We start from the raw sequence: 20142 nt of genomic DNA, 5'->3' as shown, positions 1-20142 counted from the left end.
ATCGTTTCGGGTGGGTGGTACCCGGTGCGATGCACCAGATCAGTCGTCCCGAACCCGATGAGGACCAGCCGTCGGAGGAGCCGCCGGCGCCGGCGAACACTGCGGAGTACCCCGACTCCGAACCGGCGGCGCCGCCGGACGGCCGGACGACCATCGACTGACGAACCGGTCTCAGCGGGGCGGCGTCTCCCGGCCGGCCTCCGCGTCGTCGTCCCGGTCCCCCCAGCCGCGCGCGGCCATCGCCTCCCCGAGCGCGTCCGCGTGCCGCAGTGTCCGGATCATGAACGGCACCGCGAACGCGGTCACCGATCCACCCGCCCCGCGGGCCTTGGCGGCCGCCCGGACCTGACCGGCGATCCCGGCCAGCGTCCCCACCGACTGGATCGTCAGGCCGACGAGAAGCCCGGTGCGCTCGGGGTCCAGGCCGAACCGGCGCAGCGGACCGAGCCCGCGCTCGACGGCGCTGACCAGGTCGTCCACCCGCGTCGTGAGGGTGAACAGGGTCGCCGCGCCGATCGCCGCGACCAGCCGCAGCATGATCACCGCTGCCCGGTCGGCGCCGAGCAGCCACCACTGGAGCCCGCCGACCAGCACCGCCAGCAGCGCCAGTGTCCGCAGCAGCGGGCGGACCCGCCGCCACGGGATCCGGGCGACGGCGAACCCGAGCGCGACCAGCCCGCACGCCGCGGCGAGCCACCACGGATCGGCGACGGCCACGGTGCCGGAGGCGAACACCAGTACCGCCAGCAGCGACGGCCCGGCGGGTGCCCGGTGCACCAGGCTGCTCCCGGGCTCGTAGAGGCCGAGCGGGGTCACGTCGTACAGAGCTTCCGGTAGTACTCGATCGCCGGGCCCGGCTCGTCGTCGCAGACCACCCGGCCGCCGTCGAGCACGACGACCCGGTCGAACCCGTCCAGCAGTTCCAGGTCGTGGGTCGCGAGCAGCACCTGCTGGCGCAGCCCGGCCAGCCGCTCGGCGAACGCGCGCTTGTTCCGCAGGTCCAGCAGGGTGGTCGGCTCGTCGCAGACCAGCACGTCCGGGTCGAGCACCAGCACCGCGCACAGCGCCAGGAGCTGCTTCTGCCCGCCGGACAGCTGGTGCGCCGGGTGCTCGACGTGGTCGCCGAGGCCGAAGTCGGCCAGCGCCTCGGCCGCCCGGGTGGCCCGCTCGCGCCGGTCGCGGACGGTGCGGCGCAGCGAGAACGCGACGTCCTCGCCGGCGGTCGGCATGACGATCTGCGAGTCGGGGTCGCTGAACACGAACCCGACCCGGCGCCGGACCGCGGATCCCTGCCGGGCCGGGTCGCGACCGTCGACGGTGACCGTGCCGCGGTCCGGGACGACGAGGCCGTTCACCGTCCGGGCCAGCGTCGACTTGCCCGACCCGTTGGCCCCGATCAGCGCGACCCGGCGCTCGGGCAGGGTCAGGTCGACGCCGTCGAGCACGCTCCGCTCGCCGTAGGCGTGCCCGACACCGGAGAACTCGATCATCGGATCACCCGCCACCGGGTCGCGACGCCCAGCCCGCCGCCGGACGACAGCGCCGCCAGCCCGGTCTCCCCGCGGGCCTGGACCACCAGCCGGTGGAACAGCCGCACCACCAGCACCGCGCCGGAGGCGCCCCACGGGTGCCCGAGCGCGATCGCGCCGCCGTCCGGGCTCACGGTCTCCTCGTCGATCCCGGTGGCGTCGAGGCAGGCCAGCACCTGACCGGCGAACGCCTCGGTGAACTCGACCGCGTCCGGGGCGCCGTCCAGCACGGCGCCGATCGCGGGCACCGCACCCAGCCCGAGCAGCGCGGGGTCGCAGCCACGTGTGGCCGCGGCCTCCAGTGCGAGCCCGGGCACGCCGAACTCGCGCCGTCGCGTCTCGGACACCAGCAGGACGGCCGCGGCGCCGTCGTTCACCCCGCACGAGTTGGCGGCGGTGGCGGTGCCGCCGTCGGTGAACGACGGCCGGAACCGGGCCAGGCGTTCCGGGGTGAACCGGTCCCGCGGCCGCTCGTCGGCGGTGACCCCGGCGATCGGGACGAGCTCGCCGTCGAACCGTCCCTCCCGCTGCGCGGCGACCGCGCGGGCGTGGCTGCGGGCGGCGAAGGTGTCCTGCCGTGCGCGGGAGACGCCCGCCCGCGTGGCGACGGCGTCGGCGGCGGGTCCCATCTCCGGGTCCGGGCAGCCGGCGGGGGCGAACGGCGCGCGGGTGTAGCGCGTGCCGTCCGGCCAGGTCCGGGTGGGCGCGGTGGACGCCGACTCGACACCGCCGGCGAGCAGGGCGGCACCGTCGCCGCCCCGGACGGCGGCGGCCGCGGTGACGATCGCGGCCAGCCCGCTCGCGCACTGCCGGTCCAGGGTCAGCCCGGGCACGGCCTCGCCGAGCCCGGCCCGCAGCGCGGCGACCCGCGCGGGGTTGCCGCCGGGGCCGAAGACGTTGCCGAGCAGCACGTCGTCGATGGTGGAACGGGACTCGCCGGCGAGCGCGGCGAGGACCGGGGCCGCGAGCGCGTCCACGGTGTGCTCGCGCAGCGCGCCGCCCGCGGTGCCGATCGGGGTCCGGCGCGCGGCGATCACGACCGGGGTGCGGTCGGTGATCACCGGTCGGCGCTCCGGTCCGATGTCCCGTGCTCCGACGTCCCGTGCTCCGGTGCGCCGGGATCGGGTGGATCGGGCCGGGCGGGCGTCCGGCCGGCGCCGAGCGGACGGACGTCGAACGGGCGGGCGTCGAGCGTGCCGTCCCTCAGGCCCGCGTCGACCCGCGCGCGGGCCGGCTTCCCGGAGCCGAGCCGCGGCAGTGCGGTGGTGCGGAGCCAGCGGCGGGGCCGCTTCGCCGGGGCCAGCCCGTCGCGGGCGGCCGCGCGCAGGTCGCGCAGCGCGGTGCCGTCGCCGGCCTCGACGACGGCGGTCACCAGCGACCCCAGGGACGGGTGCGGCATCCCGGCCACGACGACGTCGGCGACGCCCGGCACCGCGCGCAGCACCTGCTCGACCTCCTCGGCGGCGACCTGCGTCCCGCCGGAGGTGATCGTCGCGCCGGCGCGGCCGAGGACGGACAGCGAGCCGTCCCCGGCGAGCTCGCCGCGGTCGCCGACCGTCGTGGGACCCGGTGTCGCGCGTTCCAGGACGCCGCCCCGGAGCCGGCCGAGCACCGCCTGCGGGCTGTCCACCCACAGCACCCCGTCGCGCACCGTCACCTCGACCCCGGGGACCGGGCGCAGCGCTCCGCCGCCGCGGCGGATCGCGATCAGCGAGTGCTCGGCCGAGCCGTAGTACTCGACGAGCTCGGCGCCCGGCAGCAGCCGCGCGCACCGCTCGCGGACCGCCGCCCCGACGTGCGCGCCCCCGCAGACGACGACCCGCGGGGCGGGCGCACCCGAGTGGTGGTCGTGATGGTCGAGCAGGGCCGAGAGCTGCGCCGGGACCAGGTGCACCGCGCCGCCGTCGGGGACCTCCGCGGGGTCGAACCGGTCACGCAGCACCGGGTCGAGGCCGTGGTGCAGGGCGTGCAGCGCCCCGAACAGGTAGAGCGTCGACGACGGCGGGCCCGGCACCAGGACGGGACCCGGCAGCGGGCCCAGCGTCTCGAACCCGATCCGCCAGGACTCCGCGGTACGGGCGAGCACGGACGGGGTGCCGGTGCTGCCGGAGGTCGTCGCGAGCAGGAACACGCCGTGATCGGCGCCGGTACCGGCGGCGACGGTGACCTCGGACGGCCGGACGACGACGTCCGGCGCGGCGTCGGCCAGCACCGCTTCCCGATCACGCACCGACCAGCCGGGGTCGGCGACCAGGCTCGCGGCACCGAGCTCGCGGGCGGCGAGCAGGAACGGCCACACCGACCAGCGGTCCGACGCCGGGGCGTCGAGCAGCACCCGGTGCCCCGCGCCGGCCCCGGCCGCGCGCAACGTCTCCGCGGCCCGCGCCGCATCCCCGATCAGCGGGCGGCCGGCGTCCGGGGCCGCGCGCGTCACCGGACGCGTTCCCGGGCCGCCGGTGGTGGCAGCAGGTCGGGCAGCGCGCGGTGCACCAGCCCGGCGATCACCGCGGCCAGCACGACCTTGATCAGATCGCCCGGGACGAACACCAGCGACTGCACCGCCCCGGCGGCGAGGTCACCGACGACGAGCCCGAGCACCGGCACCCCGAGCGCGTAGGAGGCGGTCATCCCGGCCAGGCAGGCGACCAGCAGCACCGGCAGCGTCCGTCGCCGGGCGCGCGCCACGATCAGGCCGGTGACCAGCGCGGACAGCAGCCAGCCGAACAGGAAGCCGGCGCTCGGGCCGACGAACACCGCGATCCCGCCGCGCCCGCCGGACAGCAGCGGCAGGCCCAGCGCGACGACGGCGAGCAGCAGCGCCACCGCCGCCGTGCCACGCCTCGGGCCGAGGATGGCGCCGGCCAGGACCGGGCCGGCGTTCTGCACGACGATCGGGACACCCGCGACGCCACCGATCCCGGGGAACAGACCCAGGATCGCGATGAAGGCGGCGAACACGACGACCCGCGCGAGATCAGCGGTGGGCAGCGCGGAACGGGGACCGGACACGCGCGAAGATTAGGCCACGTCAGCGGGTGTCCGGTGGGTTGCGATCACCGCGGTGCTGTTGTCATGACCACAGTGGTGCGCCACGGCGACCGAATTGCGACGATGTGCCCGGATGGCCCGCTCACAGCGTCCGGTGCAGGGTGCGGAAGCCGTCGTCGTCCGGTCCGGCGCCGTCGTCGAGGTAGCCCGCCCGGGCGAACAGCCGCGCCGAGGCCGCGTTGTCCCGGTGCACGCACGCGATCGCGGGCGTCCCGGCTCCGGTGACCGCCCGCAGCGCGTCCTCCCCGGCGCGCAGCAGCGGCACCGCCAGCCCGGCGCCCCGCCGGTCCGGTGCGACCGTGATCGACACCTCCCAGCCGGAGCACTCGCGGTCCCAGCGCACGGTGCCGACCGGGCCGCCGGCGTCGGAGACCACCAGCAGCATCCGGTCGTCGCGGGCCAGCGACCCGGCGAGCCAGCGCCGGTGGTCGGCGAGGTCGATCTCGCCGGTCGAGCGGGACCAGCGGCGGGTCTCGGCGTCGTTGCGCCAGGCGAGCAGCATCTCGGCGTCGTCGAGAGTCGCCCGCCGGGCCCGCACGGCGCCGGCTCGCGGCACGGACGTCGCGACGGGCGCGGTGTCGACGGCCGTGGCGATCGCGGTGACGATCCGGGCCGCGCCCTCCCCGTCGACGACCGTGCGGGCCGTCGCCGCCAGCTCGGCCCGGCGAGCCGGGTCGGTGAGCAGGTCGCGCAGCAGGGCCGCCGCGGGTGCCGGATCGGTCAGGTCCGCGGCGTCACCGAGACCGGCCGCGGCGCCGGCCGCGACGACCGTCCGGTAGCCCTCGGTCTGGTTGTCCGCCACCCGGACCAGTGCCATGCCGACGCCGACGCAGCACAGCTCCCACACCGTCGTGCCGGCCGCGCTGACCACCAGGTCCGCCTCGGCCATCGCGGCCGGCAGGTCCGGCAACGTCCCGGTCGCCCGGAACCGGGCGGGACCGCCGGTGGGCAGGTCGAGCGCGCGCCCGCCGGGGACGACGACGTCGACCTCGGCCGGGACGCCGGCCGCGGCCAGCGCGGCGACGACGCGGGGGAGGAGCCCGGCCGCGTCGGTGCCGCCCATGACCACGAGCACCCGGGGGACACCGGCACCGTCCGCATCGGACGCCGCGCGCGTCGCCCTGGCCCGCCGGGCCGCCGCGCGCAGCGGCGCGAACGCGGGGCCGCGCAGCAGCGTCGGCGACCCGTCGTCGGGACGGGGATGCTCGTCGGCACCCAGGTTCGGGTCGACGACGACGTCGCCCGGCCGCCGCCCGGTCGTGAAGTCCTCCACTGTGGACAGCACGATCCCGGCCGCGTTCAGCGTCGCCCGCAGGTCGTCAGCGAGCAGGTAGTGGTCCGCGTGCACGGCGTCGATCCGGTGCTCCGCGCACAGCGCGACGAGGTCGTCGGTCACCGGCAGCACCGTTCCGGGCGGACCCGCCCCGGGGGTCCCGCCGTCCAGCCCGGCCCACAGCCAGCCGAGGCCGTCGAGGTGCCCGGACCAGAACACCTCGTGCCCGGCCGCGCGGGCGGCCTCGGCGACGGCAGCGCACCGGACGGCGTGCCCGACGCCGGTCGTCGCACCGGCGTCGCAGCGCAGCAGCAGGCGCACCTGTCTCAGCCTTCCGCGAGGGTCTTCTGCCGGACGTGCGCGTTGCGCGCCACCAGGTCCGGGCGCGAGCGCAGCACCGAGACCACCGACCGCCAGTCGCGACGGCCGTCGAGGGCCTCCACGAGGCCGTCGAGCAGGTCGGCGTCCTCGGCGGTGTCCAGGGTGACCCGCAGGTCGTCCGCGGCCGGGGCGACGACGATCCCGAGGCAGCGGAACCGGTCCGGGTCGCCGTAGAGGCCGGTCATCACGTGGATCCGGTCGTGCCCGGTCGCGGTCCCGGCGAGCGCCTGCAGGGCGTCGGTGCGGGCCAGCTCGACGTCGAGACCGCGCGGCAGCGTCCGGACCAGTGTGGTCGCGACGTAGTCGTGCCCGGGGGCGTTCCGCCAGGTGGCGGCGACCAGGCCGACCAGCTCCGGGTCGAGCAGCGGGCAGTCGGCGGTGAGCCTGACCACGGCGTCGCACGGGTACTCGTCGGCGGCCTGGACGAACCGGGCCAGCACGTCGTCCTCGGAGCCGCGCACCACGTCGACGCCCAGCGCCGCGGACTGCTCGGCCACGGCGTCGTCGCCGGGGGCCGTCGACGTCGCGACCAGCACCCGGTCGATCCCGGGGGCGTCCCGGGCGGCGTCGACCACCCGGTCCAGCACCGCGCGGCCGCCGAGCGTCCGCAGCACCTTCCCCGGGAGCCGCGAGGACCCCGTCCGTGCCTGGATGACCGCGTTGATCCGCACTGCGCGCTACCTGCTTCGATTCCGCCGATTCGCCGCGTGCCATCATGCCCGGCGGGAGAAACCCGCGGATGTGGAGGCGTGATGTCGGTACTCGAGGGCTCGTCGGTCCTGGTCACGGGCGGGACGGGGTCCTTCGGCAAGGCGTTCGTGCGCACCTTGCTGGACCGCTACGACCCGCGTCGCCTGGTGATCCTGTCCCGGGACGAGCTGAAGCAGTACGAGTGCCGCCAGATGTTCGGCGACGACCCGCGGCTGCGCTGGTTCCTCGGTGACATCCGGGACCGCGACCGCCTCAAGCGCGCCATGCACGGCGTCGACTACGTCGTGCACGCCGCCGCGCTCAAGCAGGTCGACACCGCCGAGTACAACCCGTTCGAGTTCATCCGGACCAATGTCGAGGGCTCGCAGAACGTCGTCGAGGCCGCGATCGACTCCGGCGTGAAGAAGGTCGTCGCGCTCTCGACGGACAAGGCGTCGAGCCCGATCAACCTCTACGGCGCCACCAAGCTCTGCGCCGACCGGCTGTTCGTCTCCGCCAACCACTACGCGGCCGCCTACGAGACCCGGTTCGCCGTGGTCCGCTACGGCAACGTGCTCGGCAGCCGCGGCTCGGTCGTGCCGCTGTTCAAGAAGCTGGCCGCCGAGGGGCAGTCGCTGCCGATCACCGACAAGCGGATGACCCGGTTCTGGATCACGTTGCCGGACGCGGTCAAGTTCGTGATCGACTCGTTCGACATGATGCAGGGCGGCGAGCTGTACGTGCCGCGCATCCCGTCGATGCGGATGACCGACCTCGCCGAGGCCATCGCCCCCGGCGCCGCGACCCACGAGATCGGGATCCGGCCGGGCGAGAAGCTGCACGAGGAGATGATCGCCGGCGACGACTCGCGGCGGACCCGCAAGCTGGCCGACCGCTACGTCGTCGAGCCCTACATCGCCGGCTGGGGCTACACCTCGCCCACCGACGGCGAGCCGGTACCGGACGGGCAGGCCTACCGGTCGGACACCAACGACCTGTGGCTGTCCCCGGCGCAGCTGCGCGACATGGTCGAGGCGCTCGACTGATGCTCCCCTACGGCCGGCAGTCGATCTCGTCCGCCGACGTCGAGGCGGTCACCGCGGTCCTGGGGACCGACTGGCTGACCACCGGCCCGGCCGTGTCCCGGTTCGAGGAGGACCTGTCCGCGGTCTGCGGCGGGCACCGCGCCGTGGCCGTGACCAGCGGGACCGCGGCGCTGCACGTCGCCTACGCCGCGGCCGGTGTCGGGCCGGGACAGGACGTCGTCGTCGCGCCGTTGACGTTCGTCGCCACCGCGTCCGCGGCGGCGCTGCTGGGCGCGAACGTGATCTTCGCGGACGTCAGCGAGGACACCGGGAACCTGGACCCGGACGCGGCGAAGGCCGCGCTGACGTCCTCCACGACGGTCGTCGCGGGCGTCGACTACGCGGGGCACCCGATCGACGCCGACCCGCTCCGTGCTCTCGCGCAGGAGGCCGGCGCGCTGCTCCTGGAGGACGCCGCGCACTCGGTCGGCGGCACCTGGCACGGCCGCCCGGTCGGCGACCTGGCCGATCTCACGACGCTGAGCTTCTTCCCGACCAAGAACCTCACCACCGCCGAGGGCGGCGCGGTCGTGTCGACGCGCGCCGACCTCGACGCCGGCGCCCGCTCGTTCCGCAACCACGGCCTGGTGCGGGACAAGGCCGTACAACGGTTCCCGGACGAGGGCCCGTGGCACCAGGAGGTGCACGCGTTCGGCCTGAACTACCGGCTGCCCGACCTGCTCGCCGCCCTCGGGTCGTCGCAGCTCACGAGGCTTGCCGCGTTCACGGCGCGCCGCGCGGAGATCCACGCCCGCTACGACGCCGCGCTGGCCGACGTGTCCGAGGTCCGCACCCCGTCGCGGCGCGAGGGCGCCGAGCCGGCCTGGCACCTCTACCCGCTGCGGGTGCTCGACGGGCGTCGCCGGGAGCTGTTCGAGTTCCTGCGCTCGCGGGAGATCGGCGTGCAGGTCAACTACATCCCGGCCTACTGGCACCCGGTGTTCGCCGACCTCGGCTACCGCCGCGGCCTGTGCCCGAACGCCGAGGAGTACTACTCCCAGCAGCTCTCGCTGCCGCTGTTCCCGGACCTGACCGACGCCGACGTCGACCGGGTCGCCGCGCTGGTGCGGGAGTTCTTCGGGCACGGGGAATGAGCGGGGTGTGAGCACCACGAACGCCAGCAGGGACGTCCTCGGTCGCGGTTCGCTCTACACCCTCGGCACGGTCGCGCCGATCCTGGCGAACGTGCTGGTCACCCCGATCGTGACCCGCGTGCTCGGCCGCGAGGAGTACGGCATCGTCGCGATCGGGCTGATCCTGGTCCAGGTCGGCGCGATGGTCGTCGGTCTCGGGCTCGGGTCCTCGATCACCCGGCAGGGGATCATGGGCCGCTCCGGTGTGGACGGAGCCAGGGCGCTGGTGCTGCAGGGCAGCGTGCTGTCGGCGCTGCTGGTCGTCGCGGCGGTGCTCGCCGGTCCGCTGTGGAGCGAGCCGGTGCTGTCGGTGCCGTGGCAGTCCGGGCTGGCGTTCGCCGCGCTCGCCGCCGCCGGGTTCGCCGCGGTGCTCAACGCCCAGGCGTTCCTGCGGGTGCAGGACCGCCCGGTCCCGTTCGTGGTGATGTCCGGCGTGGCCACGCTCGGCGGGCCGCTGCTCGGCCTCGCGCTGGTGCTCTGGCACGACAGCGACGCCGACGACTACCTGTTCGGCCTGCTGCTCGGCTACCTCGCCGCCGGACTGGCCGGGCTCGTGCTGGCGCTGCGCGGCGGCCGCCCCCGTACCGCACGCGGCGACTTCGGCCGCGCGTTGAGGATCGGGCTGCCGGCCGTCCCGCACCTGGTCGCCCTGCTGCTCGTGCAGAACGCGCTGGTGATCATCGCGACCCGTTACTTCGGCGTCGAGAACGGCGGCCGGATGCAGATCGCGCTGCTGCTCGGCGCCGCACCCGCGCTGATCGTCTCGGCGCTGAACAACGCCTGGGCGCCGGTGGTCTACCGCACCCCGGAGGCCGAGCGCGGCGCCGCGCTGGAACGCACCGCCCGCGACGTCGCGATGGTGACCGTCGCGCTCTCCGGCGGGGTCGCGCTGCTCGCGCCGTTCCTGCTGCGGTTCCTCGCCCCGGTCCAGTTCGCGCCCGCCGAGCTCGTGCCGGTCGTCGGGGTGACCGCCGCCGGCGCGGTGGTCAGCGTCGCCTACCTGGCCAACGTGCACCTGGTGTTCGCCTCCGGGCGCAGCACCGGGCTGGCCTTCGCGAGCCCGGTCAGCCTGGTCGCCGGTCTGGCCGTCGCGGTGCTGCTGGCCCGCAGCGGGTCGATGACGGCGATGGCCGTCGGGTTCCCGCTGATCTACCTCGCGCTGGCGATCGGCACCTCGCTGCTGCGCCGCCGGGTGTCCCCGACCGGCTGGCGGGAGACGGTGCTGCTCCTGCCGATCCTGGCCGGGGTCGCCGTCTGCACGCTGGGGGCGTTGCTGCCGGCCGAGGGGGTCGGGTGGCTCGTCGCGCGGTTCGGGCTGGCCGTGGGGCTCGGCGTCGTGTTGCTGTGGCTGGTGCGGCGGATCTTCCGCCGGTAGGCGCTGCCGCGCCCTGTGAGTACTTTTCGGGGTCCTGACCCCGAAAAGTACTCACAGGGCGCGGAGCGCCTCCTGTGTCCTCACCGGCGTCGGCAGCCCCTCGGGCAGCGGCCTCGGCAGGGCCGCGAGGGGGTTGCGCAGCCACAGCAGGGGGTTCGAGCTCCCGGCCGACATCGCCTGGGTGCTCGCCGTGGACCGCTTGGTCAGCCCCAGCACCATCGCGACCTTGGCCAGCGGCGACCCCGCGTAGTACTGCAGCGCCGGGACCGGGTTCGCCCGGCCGTTCCAGCCCAGCACCTCGCGCAGCGCCTCGGGCTCGAGCAGGTGGTCGGCGCCCAGCTCCCGGCGGGCCAGCGCGGTGGCGGCGGCGTCCGCCTCGGCGGCGCCGGTGGCGGGCCGCGACCCGTCGTCCGGATCGGCGGTGTGGAACTCCGGCCAGGTCGCCCGCAGCTCCTCGACCGCCGACGACGACTGCGCCCCGAACGTCAGCGGGTCGCCCCACACCGCGGCCGGGGTGCCGAGCGCGGCCGCGTACAGCACCGCGGTGGACAGCCGGTTCGACGACAGCCGGCTCGCGTTCCCGGCCAGGTGCATGATCCGCAGCAGGAACCGCGGGTCGTCCCGGCGACCGGCGGTGACCAGCCGGTGCCCGGCGTCCGCCCAGGCCGAGGTGATCTCCGGGTCGGTCATGTCCTCGTGGTGCAGGCACACGGTGGAGGGGCCGTCGACCTTCGCCACCTGCCGCGCCAGCTCGGCGTGCGCGCCGGTCACCCGGACCAGCCGGGTGCCGTGGAACGGGACGAACACCGGACCGAGCGAGCCCGACCGGGACCAGCCCTGCGCCTGCAGCAGGCGCTCGAGGTAGAGCACCGGCGCGCCGACCGGGGTGGTGGGGCGGGACTCGTCGGCCGGGGACCAGCCGCGACAGTGGTGCGACCAGACCAGCAGCCTGCGCGACGGCGTGCCCGACCGGCCCGGGACGCCGACGTTCGGGAAGTCCGCGAAGTGCGCGGCGACCGGCGAGACGGCCGTCCAGCCGTGCTGCAGCAGCCCGGAGACGTGCCGCGGCCGGGGCAGCCCGGCGTAGGCGGCGAGCACGGCCGAGTGGCCGTAATAGTGGTTCTGGATGTCCAAGACCGTGGCTCCGGGGCGCGAGGGGAGAGGCCGGACGATCGTAACGATGGGCCCGGCGGCTACCGTCGGGCACGTGCGCCCGGCAACAGTCGACGTGATGCTCCCCTTCTACGGGGACCCGGACCTGCTGCGCCGCGCGGTGCGCAGCGTGCTGGACCAGCACCGCACCGACTGGCGGCTGACCGTCGTCGACGACGGCTACCCCGACGACACGATCGAGCCCTGGTTCGCCGCGCTGGACGACGACCGCGTCCGCTACCGCCGCAACCCGCGCCGGCTCGGCGCCCAGCCGAACAACCGCTTCTGCATCGAGGCGGTCGAGCTCCCGTACTTCGTGATGATGGGCGCCGACGACCTGATGCGCACCGACTACCTCGACACCGTCCTCGCGCTGCACGAGCAGCACCCGGAGGCCGCCGTCGTCCAGCCAGGGGTGGAGATCATGGACGAGGCGGACCGGCCGGTGCGCCCGCTCGCCGACCGGGTCAAGGCCGTGCTGGCTCCGTCCGGGACGGGTCCGCGCGAGCTGTCCGGGGAGCCGCTCGCGGTGAGCCTGCTGCGCGGGAACTGGCTCTACAACCCGTCGCTGTGCTGGCGGACCGACGCGCTCAAGGCCGGCGGGATCCCGGAGTCGGCGGACGTGTTCGATCTCGCGCTGCCGATCGAGGTGATCGCGAGCGGCGGCTCGATCGTGGTCGACGACCACGTCTGCTTCCGCTACCGGCGGCACCGCTCCAGCGACTCCGGGTCCGGTGCGACGGCGGGCAACCGGTTCGCCGAGGAGCGGCGCTACTTCGCGGCCGAGGCGGCCCGGATGGCGGCGCGCGGCTGGCCGAGGGCGGCCCGGGCGGCCCGCCGGCACGTGTCGTCGCGGCTCAACGCGGCGGTGCAACTTCCGGGCGCCGCCCTGCGCCGGGACACCGCGGCGCTGCGTGCCCTGGCACACCACCTCCTGACCCGCTGACGCCGGCCGCGCCGCCGTCGCCACCCCTCGCCGGGCCGCTGCTGACGCGACCCGCGGGCGGTCGCCGCGACCTGTGGGCCCGCGCCGCGACGTCCGGGGTACCGCGGCGACCTCGGCGGGGGTCGCGGCAGGCGTCGACGGGTCGCGGCGGCCGCCGACTGGTCGCGAGCGGCGCAGACGGGTCTCGAGCGGGCGCGGGCGAGCGGGTCAGCTGCGGCCCAGCAGCCGGTCGGTCCAGCGGGACCAGGTCGGCTCGAGCGTGCTGTCGGTCTCCGCGCGGGCCCGGGCGAGCTGCCGGTCCAGCGCCGCGCGCACCCGCGGCGCGACGTCCGGGTCCGCGTAGACCAGCTGGAAGTACGCCGGACGCATCTGCGCCACCCCGACGAGCTCGCGGTCACCCACCACCCGCGGGATGTCCGTCCGCCAGGACCCCGGTGGCAGCTCGGGCGACGCGCTGGTCACCACGACGACGGTCGGGTCGTCGGCGAGCACCACGTCGGTCGGGTTCGCGCCGTGCGCGATCCGCTCGTCGTTCAGTCCGATGTAGTCGGTGGAGCGCCAGCCCGAGTAGTACGGGATCGCGCCGGCGTCGGAGACCGCGAGCGAGCGCCGGTCGGCCGGCACGTCGGCCTCGGCCAGAGCGAGCCCGACCGCGACGTGTGCGCGTCGCAGGTCGTCGCCGTAGTGCACCAGCGTCCGCGCGTCCGGGGCGAGGAACCCGGCGGCCGTCGTCCACGCCACGGCGACGGCGGCCGCGCCGGCCGCCACCCGCCGGAGCTCGACGGTGTCCAGGGCCCAGGCCGCGGCCAGGCACAGCACCGGGAAGCCGTGCCAGGCGAACCGGGACAGGTAGTCCATGGCCGGCGCGGACAGCGCCGGGATGATCCACAGGGCGGTGCAGCTCGCCAGCGCCAGCGCGGCCGGGAGCGCCGTGCGGGCCCGGAACAGCGCGGCGACGGCGAAGGCCAGCAGCGGCAGGAAGGTCGCCGCCGTCATCTGGATCCACCGGCCGTCGGTCGCGGCCTCGACGCCGACCTTCACGTAGAAGGTGTTGGGCAGCGGGTGGCCGTAGTAGGCCCAGCGGGCGGCCATGTAGCCGGCCCCGGCGGCGCCGATGACGGCCGTCCACAGCCACGTCGCGCGGTCCCGGCGGCGCACCCACAGCCACACCAGCAACGGCGGCGTGACGCCCAGCACGCCGTCCGGACGCAGCATCCCGGCGAGCAGCAGCAGCGCGGGGATCTCCCACGGGCGCACGCGCGCGTCCGGGTCGCGCAGCAGCCGGGCCGCGAGCACCACGGCCCGCAGCACGACGAGCGCGAACGGCGCCGTCTCGAGCCCGGAGTCGACGTGGATCCAGGTGGGCAGGAACAGCGCGAAGCTGCCGGCCGCGACGAGCGCGCCCGTCCGGCTGCGCGGCTCGGTCACCAGGATCCACACGATCGCCCCCGCGCACGCCGCCGCGGTCAGCTTGGAGACGACCGGGAGCGGCACCCCGAGCCACACCCAGGGGGCGTGCCAGGCCATCCAGGCGAAGTTCGTGAAGCCCTCGACGGGGTCGCCGCCGGGGTTCCAGGTCGGGCCGAAGCCGTCCGCCAGGTTCGCCGAGTACCGGTAGGTGATGTAGGCGTCGTCGACCGTCACCGACCAGCACACGACGATCCCGGCGGCCAGCGCGGCCAGTGCCGCGACCAGCAGGACGGCCCGTCCGGCCAGGCGGGGAGGCCGGTCCGGGTCGCGCGACTCGGTCTCGGTCGCACGGCGGGGCGCGGTCAACATGCCCCGGAGTCTGGCGCACCGATGAGTTGTGACCTGCATCGCGGTCGTAGGAAGTATGAGTACACCCACCACCGTCAGCAACATCGGCGTCGTGATGTTCACCGTCGCCGACCAGGACGCCGCCTGCGCGTTCTACACCGAGAAGCTCGGCTACGAGGTCCGCGGTGACTCCCGTTTCGGGGAGAACGGCGAGTACCGCTGGCTCGAGGTCGCCCCGCCCGGGTCCACCGCGCGGATCGCGCTCAACCCGCCGATGTTCGGTGACCCGGGTGGCAGCGCGATCGGCGTCGAGACCCCGGACCTGAAGGCCGAGCACGCCCGGCTGTCCGCCATCGGCGGGGTCGACATGGACGACCTGCCCGAGCAGCCGGAGCCGGGCGCGCCGGCGCTGTTCATGGTGAAGGACCCGGACGGGAACGTGATCACCATCGTCGAGATGTGATCGCGGTCAGGGGACGGGTGGCACGTCCGCGCGGACCAGCACCGCGTACGGCCCCACGTCCCGGCGCTGCCAGGCCGGGTCGTCGAACAGCTGCGGGTCGAAGGTGGCCGGCGGCGCACCGGAGTCGGGGTTCGGGAACCGGTCCTCGGCCGTCGGGAGCTGCAGGTCGCCCGCTTCCGTGCGGCTGAACACGAACACCGACGGCGCCCGGTAGGGCGAGGCGTCCAGCGCGGCGAGCAGGGCGCGCGGGTCCGCCGCGGCCGCCCACCGGCGCAGCTCGTCGGTGCGGGCCGGGAAGTCGGCCAGCGGGTTCGCGTACTGCGGGATCGAGACCTGGAACGAGAAGTACGGCGTGTAGGTGAGCAGCTTCTGGTTCGCGCTCGCCAGCACGACCGCGCGCGGCGCCCGGCCGGTCAGACCGTCCACCGTGGACCGCAGCTCGCCGAGCCGGGCGTCCGGCTCGGCGTCGTCGCGGGCGCCGTCGGGGGCGCGGCCGTCGGGCAGGACGTCCTGCGCCGGGCCGGCCCAGGCGTAGGTCTCGGGCACCGTCTGCACCTGCGCCAGGACGGCGACGGCGGCGAGCACGGCGAGCACCGCGGCGGCCGGCCGCCCGCGGTCCCGGGCCGATACCGCCCGGGCGGTCCGGCGCGAGGAGGCCCGTTCTCCGCGGCCGGCGGGCCCGGTGGGGGCGCTCGGCTCCGCCGCCTGGTGCGAACGGGGCCGCTCCTCGGGATCGGCACGGGCGGTCGTCTCGGCCACGCGGCCGATCGGAGCCGTCAGCCACTCGGCGTCCGTCCCGGCCGTCACGCCGGGAGCGTCGGCCGGCGACCCCGCCGGTCCACCGGAGGCCGCGCCGGCCGGCTCCGAGGCTTCGCCCGGAGCGGCACGGGCCGCCGCCCGCGCCCGGACGGCCGCCAGCACCTCGCCCGCCCCCCACACCGCACCACAGGCCAGGGCCGCGGTGAGGATCGGCTCGATCCGGAACGCCAGCAACGTCGTCCCCGCCGCGAGCACGACCGTCGACAGCAGGTACCACGCGTACCCGCAGGCCACCGTCACCGCGAGCGCGCGAGCCACCTCCGACCGGCCGGACCGCAGGACGATCCACACCGTCCCGGCGAGGCAGAGCGCCCCGAGCGCGGTCGGCTCCAGCATCGGCAGCGGCCAGCGCGACCCGGACTCGGCGAGGAAGTGCTGACCCGCGCTGTAGGTGGGTTCACCGGCCGAGGCCAGCAGGTAGGGCAGCCAGTGCACCAGCGCGATCGGCACCGACACCGCCACCACGACACCGACGGTGACCGCGAGCCGGGCCGGTGGGACCCGGCGGACCAGCAGCCCGTCGGCGGCGATCACCACCAGCACGAACGAGGCGAACACCAGGATCTGGGTGTGCGTCACCGCGGCGCAGCCGAGCACCAGCCCGGCCGTCAGAGCGGTGCGCAGCCACGGCCCCCGCGGACCCCGCCGGACCAGCCGCAGGCCCAGCACCGCCAGCGGCGGGACCAGTGCCGCGGTCAGCCACGAGTACGGCGTGTACGCGGCCAGCGTCGCCAGCCCGGCCAGGGTCGTCGCCACCGCCGCCCCCAGCGCCCGGCGCCGCGTGGTGACCAGCGTCCACAGCCCGTAGGCGAGTACCGCGGTCACCGCGATCGTCGCGATCGAGAACGCCTTGTGGAACGCCCACGCCTCCACGCCGAGCAGCGCCGCCGCGCGGCCGCCGACCCAGAACCAGGCCGCCGGGTAGTACGGCGGGAGGTCGGCGTAGGCGAAGTCCGCGAGCCGCGCCGAGTCGGCGAACCGGGTCAGGAACTCCACCCGGAACTGCTGGTCCCCGGACACCCCGAACAGGTAGTGCGGTGTGTGCGCCAGGAACAGCGCGAGCGGCCAGGCCGGCAGCGCGGCCAGCCCGATCCAGGCCAGGGGAGCACCGAACCGGCTGGACCACCCCGCCGCGGCCAGCAGGATCGCGATCAGCGCGCCACCGGTCGCGGTCAGCGCCAGCCCGACGTTCGAGTCCGCCGGGAACTCGATGCCGTCCACCGCGAACAGCACGGCCCCGGCCACCCCGACGGCGACGACCGGGCCGAGGAGCAGATCGACGAGCGCGGCGCGGCGGCGCCGGAGCGGGTCCGGCCCGGCTGCGTCCGGTCCGGGGCGCACGGCCCCGCGATCGCGCTCCCCTCGCACGTCGCCTCAGGCCGGCTTCTTCACCGCGACGACGAGGAACGCCTTGGAGATCGCCCACAGCGCCGGGAACCGGCGCAGCGCCGCGACCCCGGTCGAGTAGAGCCGTGACCCGCCGCCCTCGGCGAGGCTGACGTCGCCGGGGACGGTGAACCGGGCGTCGAGCTCGGGGTGGCGCGCGAGGAGCTTCCGCATCCGCAGCCAGCTCGGGGCGTAGGAGGCGTCGGTGTAGTCCGAGCCGCGGCCGGAGGCCCGCAGGTAGCGGTTCGCCAGCGGCAGCGGCAGCCAGGCCAGGAACGGCAGCGAGTAGTGCGCCTCGATCGGCCACCACCGGTTCGGCACCAGGATGTAGGCGACCCCGCCCGGGCGCAGGCAGGACGAGATCCGCTCCAGGGCGTCCGGCTGGTCGTCGAGGTGTTCGAGCACGTTGTCCAGCACGGCGACGTCGAACGCACCCGCGTCGGCGCCGTGCCCGAACTCGCCGATGCCCTGCACCCGGAACGTGAAGTTGTCCGCGCCGCCCTCGGCCGCGAGCCGGTTGGCCTGCGCGGCCAGCGCCGCGTTCGGCTCGATCCCGACGACGTCGCGGCACATCCCGGCCAGCTCCAGCGCCGTGTAGCCGTAGCCGCACCCGATGTCGACCACCCGGCACTCGGCGAACGGCTTGTCCAGGAACGGCTCGGTGGTGATCGCGATCTGGCGGGCGAACCCGGTCGCGAGCCGGCGGCGCTCGACCATCCGCAGGGAGCGCTCGTACTGCGGGAGATCGGACTGCTCGTTCGCGTTCACGTCGGGGGCTCCCGGTTCGGCGGTCGGGGGATCACTCACCGTATCGGGGTCACTGCTGCGGACCGGGGCCGGGCACGTCGTCGTCCGGGCCGTCCGCGACGGACGGGCCGGCATCGCAGGCCGTGATCCGCCACAGCTCGCTCCCGCCGCCCGCGCCGAGGAACTCGAAGCCCTCGACGGCGCCGAGGTCCTGCAGTCCCGGGTAGTTGCCGGAGCGGCCGTCCCACGGCCAGAACGTCACGTCCCCGGTCAGGACGTGGGTCGTGCCGGTGGTGGCGACGGCGTCGCACACCGTGGGGTCGACGGCCGCGTCCCGCAGTCGTTGCGCGATCACCAGCTGGTCCGGGCTCCAGCTCCCGTTCATGTGCGGGAAGAGCACCTGCCGGCCGGTGAGCGGGTACAGCAGCACGTTGCCGGTGTAGGGGTTCTCGGCGACGACGGCGTCCGGCGGCAGCAGGGTGCCCGCCTCGACCAGGAACTGCCGCTGGCCCGGCTCGAGGAGCTGCTCGGCGGTGTAGCGGTACGGCCCGGCCAGCGCGTCCGCGTGCACCGACACGTTCAGCCCGCCCGAGGCCACGACCAGGACGGTCAGGACCGCCGCCGCGACGGCCGCGGTGAACCCACGGCGCCGCGCGACCGGCCGCCCGGCCGGCACCAGCCCGAAGACCCCGCGGGCCAGCTCGGCCACGCTCAGCAGGCCGACCACCGCCAGCGCGACGCCGGTGACCGGCACCATCGCGGCCAGCCGGTACGAGTCGTTGTACCAGGCACCGGTCAGCGCGGCGGTCAGCTCGTCCTCCCGGGACGCGGCCAGTACGTACAGGTACCCGGACGCCAGGTGCGCCGGGACCAGCCAGGACGTCGTGAACCGCCGCAGCGCGCCCACCATCCCGACCAGCACGAGCGCGGACAGCACGGCGAGCTCCGGGGTCCGGTTCATGCTGTTGGTCGCGACCTGCGCGATCGCGCCCGGGGTGTCGGTGAAGGCCGGCCAGTCGAAGCTGCGCACCCCCGCCAGCAGCGGGGACTCGATCATCATCCAGAGCGTGCCGGCCACCAGGGTCGCGAGCAGCGCGGCGGCGAGCACCGGCTGCCAGAACCGCCGGGTCGCGAGCCGCCGGCGGGCCAGCCGCCCGACGCCCCACAGCACCGGGAACAGCCCGATCACAGCCAGGCTGAACACCGAGTTCGGGTGCGAGAGCGCCAGCCCGGGCACCGTCGCGACGAAGAGCAGCAGCGCACCGGACGGCCGCAGCACCGCATCGCGGGCCACGTGGCAGGCTCCTCCCAGCGCGGCCACCGCCGCCGGGAGCAGCGCGATCCCCAGCAGGTTCGGCCACAGCACCCCGAACGACATCAGCATCCAGGGCACCGCGGTGAACCCGGTGGCCAGCACCGGTGCCCCGAGTGCCGCCCCCGTCGAGCGGCCCAGCACCTGGCGGGCCAGCAGCAGCGCGGACAGCGGGAACACCAGCGTCGCCACGGCCCAGGCGGTCAGGTTGGTGGCCACCGGGATCCCGGCCCCGGAGCTCATCGCGACCAGCGAGACGGTGTCGTGCCACGCCCCCGGGTACAGCGCGGTCGACGCCGTCGGGCTGTTGAGCGTGCCCAGGGTCAGCGACGACGCGTCCCCGGTCCCGAGGATGTGCGCGACGGCGCTGTAGTGGAACACCGCGTCGTAGGTCGACGACAGCGCGTCCACCGGCCCGAACCCGCGCACGACCGTGACCCAGCCGAGAACCGCGCCGACGCCGATCCCGGCGAGCGCCGCGATCCCGGCGAACCGGCCGTCGGGCCCGTCGCGCTCGGCCGAGGTCCGCCAGACCTGCGGCATCGCCTCGGTCACCGGCTCCGGACCGGCGGCGAACATCCCGCGCGGGGTCCGCAGGCGCACCACCGTCGCCCGGACCCGCCGGACCGGCCCCGAGGTCCGCACCGCGGTCCGCCACCCGCGGTGCGGCAGGCTCTCGGCCGGCCGGTGTCTCAGGAGCCGGACGAGCGTCCAGGGCAGCGCGACCAGCAGTGCCGCACCGAGGGGGACCCAGGGACCCCAACCGATGCTCAGCGGCGTACCGAGCACGGCCGAGACCGCGATCAGCGTGACCGACACCAGCGGCGCCGCGCCCCAGGCGGTCAGCCCGCGGACGCCCGCCGCGCGGAGCACCAGCAGCCCCGGCGCGACCACCCAGAACGCCGCGACGACCGCGACCGGCACGGCGGACAGCCAGGTCGGTGAGCCCATCGGGGGCGGCCTCCTTCCCCGGCGGCCGTGCCCCGGATGCGTGCGGTTCTGCTCACCACGCGCGGGCCGGGGCGTCGCCGCGGCACCGATGCCG

The 20142-nt window shown here is 75.6% G+C and carries 17 protein-coding genes; 5 read left to right on the top strand and 12 right to left on the bottom strand.

Annotated features, from left to right (window positions below; translation table 11 throughout):
- Positions 1 to 171 precede the first annotated feature (171 nt).
- The 7 genes from WIS52_RS12165 to WIS52_RS12135 form a co-directional block, all read right to left on the bottom strand.
- Positions 172 to 816 carry an energy-coupling factor transporter transmembrane component T family protein gene (locus tag WIS52_RS12165; RefSeq protein WP_349298293.1) on the bottom strand — a complete coding sequence of 215 codons (645 nt, stop codon included), beginning with the start codon at positions 814 to 816 and terminating at the stop codon, positions 172 to 174.
- The gene (locus tag WIS52_RS12160; RefSeq protein ID WP_349298292.1) at positions 813 to 1490 is read right to left on the bottom strand and encodes an energy-coupling factor ABC transporter ATP-binding protein; all 678 of its coding nucleotides are present in this window, start codon (positions 1488 to 1490) and stop codon (positions 813 to 815) included. Before WIS52_RS12160 ends, WIS52_RS12165 begins: the two co-directional genes overlap by 4 nt.
- Complete coding sequence (locus tag WIS52_RS12155; protein WP_349298291.1) at positions 1487 to 2590, bottom strand: thiolase family protein; 1104 nt, start codon at positions 2588 to 2590, stop codon at positions 1487 to 1489. Before WIS52_RS12155 ends, WIS52_RS12160 begins: the two co-directional genes overlap by 4 nt.
- Positions 2587 to 3963 carry a class I adenylate-forming enzyme family protein gene (locus WIS52_RS12150; RefSeq protein WP_349298290.1) on the bottom strand — a complete coding sequence of 459 codons (1377 nt, stop codon included), beginning with the start codon at positions 3961 to 3963 and terminating at the stop codon, positions 2587 to 2589. Before WIS52_RS12150 ends, WIS52_RS12155 begins: the two co-directional genes overlap by 4 nt.
- Positions 3960 to 4538 carry a biotin transporter BioY gene (locus WIS52_RS12145; protein WP_349298289.1) on the bottom strand — a complete coding sequence of 193 codons (579 nt, stop codon included), beginning with the start codon at positions 4536 to 4538 and terminating at the stop codon, positions 3960 to 3962. The genes WIS52_RS12150 and WIS52_RS12145 overlap by 4 nt, the downstream gene beginning before the upstream one ends.
- A 121-nt stretch (positions 4539 to 4659) precedes the next feature.
- The gene (locus WIS52_RS12140; protein ID WP_349298288.1) at positions 4660 to 6171 is read right to left on the bottom strand and encodes a GNAT family N-acetyltransferase; all 1512 of its coding nucleotides are present in this window, start codon (positions 6169 to 6171) and stop codon (positions 4660 to 4662) included.
- A gap of 5 nt (positions 6172 to 6176) precedes the next feature.
- Positions 6177 to 6902 (bottom strand): glycosyltransferase family protein, encoded by a 726-nt coding sequence (locus WIS52_RS12135; RefSeq protein ID WP_349298287.1) that lies wholly within the window; start codon positions 6900 to 6902, stop codon positions 6177 to 6179.
- 81 nt (positions 6903 to 6983) lie between these two features.
- On the opposite strand from WIS52_RS12135, the gene pseB reads away from it, so the two are divergent.
- The 3 genes from pseB to WIS52_RS12120 are packed head-to-tail and all read left to right on the top strand — an operon-like array spanning position 6984 to position 10514.
- A complete protein-coding gene (gene pseB, locus WIS52_RS12130; RefSeq protein WP_349298286.1) occupies positions 6984 to 7967 on the top strand; it encodes a UDP-N-acetylglucosamine 4,6-dehydratase (inverting) in 984 nt (327 codons plus the stop codon).
- Positions 7967 to 9100, top strand: a complete 1134-nt coding sequence (locus WIS52_RS12125) for a DegT/DnrJ/EryC1/StrS family aminotransferase (RefSeq protein ID WP_349298285.1) — start codon at positions 7967 to 7969, stop codon at positions 9098 to 9100. Before pseB ends, WIS52_RS12125 begins: the two co-directional genes overlap by 1 nt.
- 7 nt (positions 9101 to 9107) lie before the next feature.
- Positions 9108 to 10514 carry a lipopolysaccharide biosynthesis protein gene (locus tag WIS52_RS12120; RefSeq protein WP_349298284.1) on the top strand — a complete coding sequence of 469 codons (1407 nt, stop codon included), beginning with the start codon at positions 9108 to 9110 and terminating at the stop codon, positions 10512 to 10514.
- Positions 10515 to 10565: 51 nt separating this feature from the next.
- On the opposite strand, the gene WIS52_RS12115 is transcribed toward WIS52_RS12120, so the two are convergent.
- A complete protein-coding gene (locus tag WIS52_RS12115; RefSeq protein ID WP_349298283.1) occupies positions 10566 to 11648 on the bottom strand; it encodes a hypothetical protein in 1083 nt (360 codons plus the stop codon).
- 73 nt (positions 11649 to 11721) lie between these two features.
- Here WIS52_RS12115 and WIS52_RS12110 point away from each other — a divergent pair, with 73 nt between their 5' ends.
- Positions 11722 to 12612 carry a glycosyltransferase family 2 protein gene (locus WIS52_RS12110; RefSeq protein ID WP_349298282.1) on the top strand — a complete coding sequence of 297 codons (891 nt, stop codon included), beginning with the start codon at positions 11722 to 11724 and terminating at the stop codon, positions 12610 to 12612.
- Positions 12613 to 12819: 207 nt separating this feature from the next.
- Here WIS52_RS12110 and WIS52_RS12105 read toward each other — a convergent pair whose 3' ends face one another.
- Complete coding sequence (locus tag WIS52_RS12105; protein WP_349298281.1) at positions 12820 to 14391, bottom strand: hypothetical protein; 1572 nt, start codon at positions 14389 to 14391, stop codon at positions 12820 to 12822.
- A 55-nt stretch (positions 14392 to 14446) separates the two neighbouring features.
- Between WIS52_RS12105 and WIS52_RS12100 the strand changes: the two genes are divergently transcribed.
- A complete protein-coding gene (locus tag WIS52_RS12100; protein WP_349298280.1) occupies positions 14447 to 14833 on the top strand; it encodes a VOC family protein in 387 nt (128 codons plus the stop codon).
- 6 nt (positions 14834 to 14839) lie between these two features.
- Here WIS52_RS12100 and WIS52_RS12095 read toward each other — a convergent pair whose 3' ends face one another.
- The 3 genes from WIS52_RS12095 to WIS52_RS12085 are packed head-to-tail and all read right to left on the bottom strand — an operon-like array spanning position 14840 to position 20048.
- Positions 14840 to 16993 carry an arabinofuranosyltransferase gene (locus WIS52_RS12095; protein WP_349298279.1) on the bottom strand — a complete coding sequence of 718 codons (2154 nt, stop codon included), beginning with the start codon at positions 16991 to 16993 and terminating at the stop codon, positions 14840 to 14842.
- A gap of 33 nt (positions 16994 to 17026) precedes the next feature.
- The gene (locus WIS52_RS12090) at positions 17027 to 17845 is read right to left on the bottom strand and encodes a class I SAM-dependent methyltransferase (RefSeq protein WP_349298278.1); all 819 of its coding nucleotides are present in this window, start codon (positions 17843 to 17845) and stop codon (positions 17027 to 17029) included.
- A 10-nt stretch (positions 17846 to 17855) separates the two neighbouring features.
- A complete protein-coding gene (locus tag WIS52_RS12085; protein ID WP_349298277.1) occupies positions 17856 to 20048 on the bottom strand; it encodes a DUF6541 family protein in 2193 nt (730 codons plus the stop codon).
- Positions 20049 to 20142 lie beyond the last annotated feature (94 nt).

It is taken from the genome of Pseudonocardia nematodicida (genome assembly GCF_040105385.1).
Classification (GTDB): domain Bacteria; phylum Actinomycetota; class Actinomycetes; order Mycobacteriales; family Pseudonocardiaceae; genus Pseudonocardia; species Pseudonocardia nematodicida.
This window is presented reverse-complemented; position numbering and strand designations above follow the sequence as displayed.

Coding starts and splice junctions, on each gene's coding strand:
- WIS52_RS12100 (WP_349298280.1), top strand. CDS start 14,447: ATGAGTACACCCACCACCGTCAGCAACATCGGCGTCGTGATGTTCACC.
- WIS52_RS12105 (WP_349298281.1), bottom strand. CDS start 14,391: ATGTTGACCGCGCCCCGCCGTGCGACCGAGACCGAGTCGCGCGACCCG.
- WIS52_RS12085 (WP_349298277.1), bottom strand. CDS start 20,048: ATGGGCTCACCGACCTGGCTGTCCGCCGTGCCGGTCGCGGTCGTCGCG.
- WIS52_RS12125 (WP_349298285.1), top strand. CDS start 7,967: ATGCTCCCCTACGGCCGGCAGTCGATCTCGTCCGCCGACGTCGAGGCG.
- WIS52_RS12160 (WP_349298292.1), bottom strand. CDS start 1,490: ATGATCGAGTTCTCCGGTGTCGGGCACGCCTACGGCGAGCGGAGCGTG.
- pseB (WP_349298286.1), top strand. CDS start 6,984: ATGTCGGTACTCGAGGGCTCGTCGGTCCTGGTCACGGGCGGGACGGGG.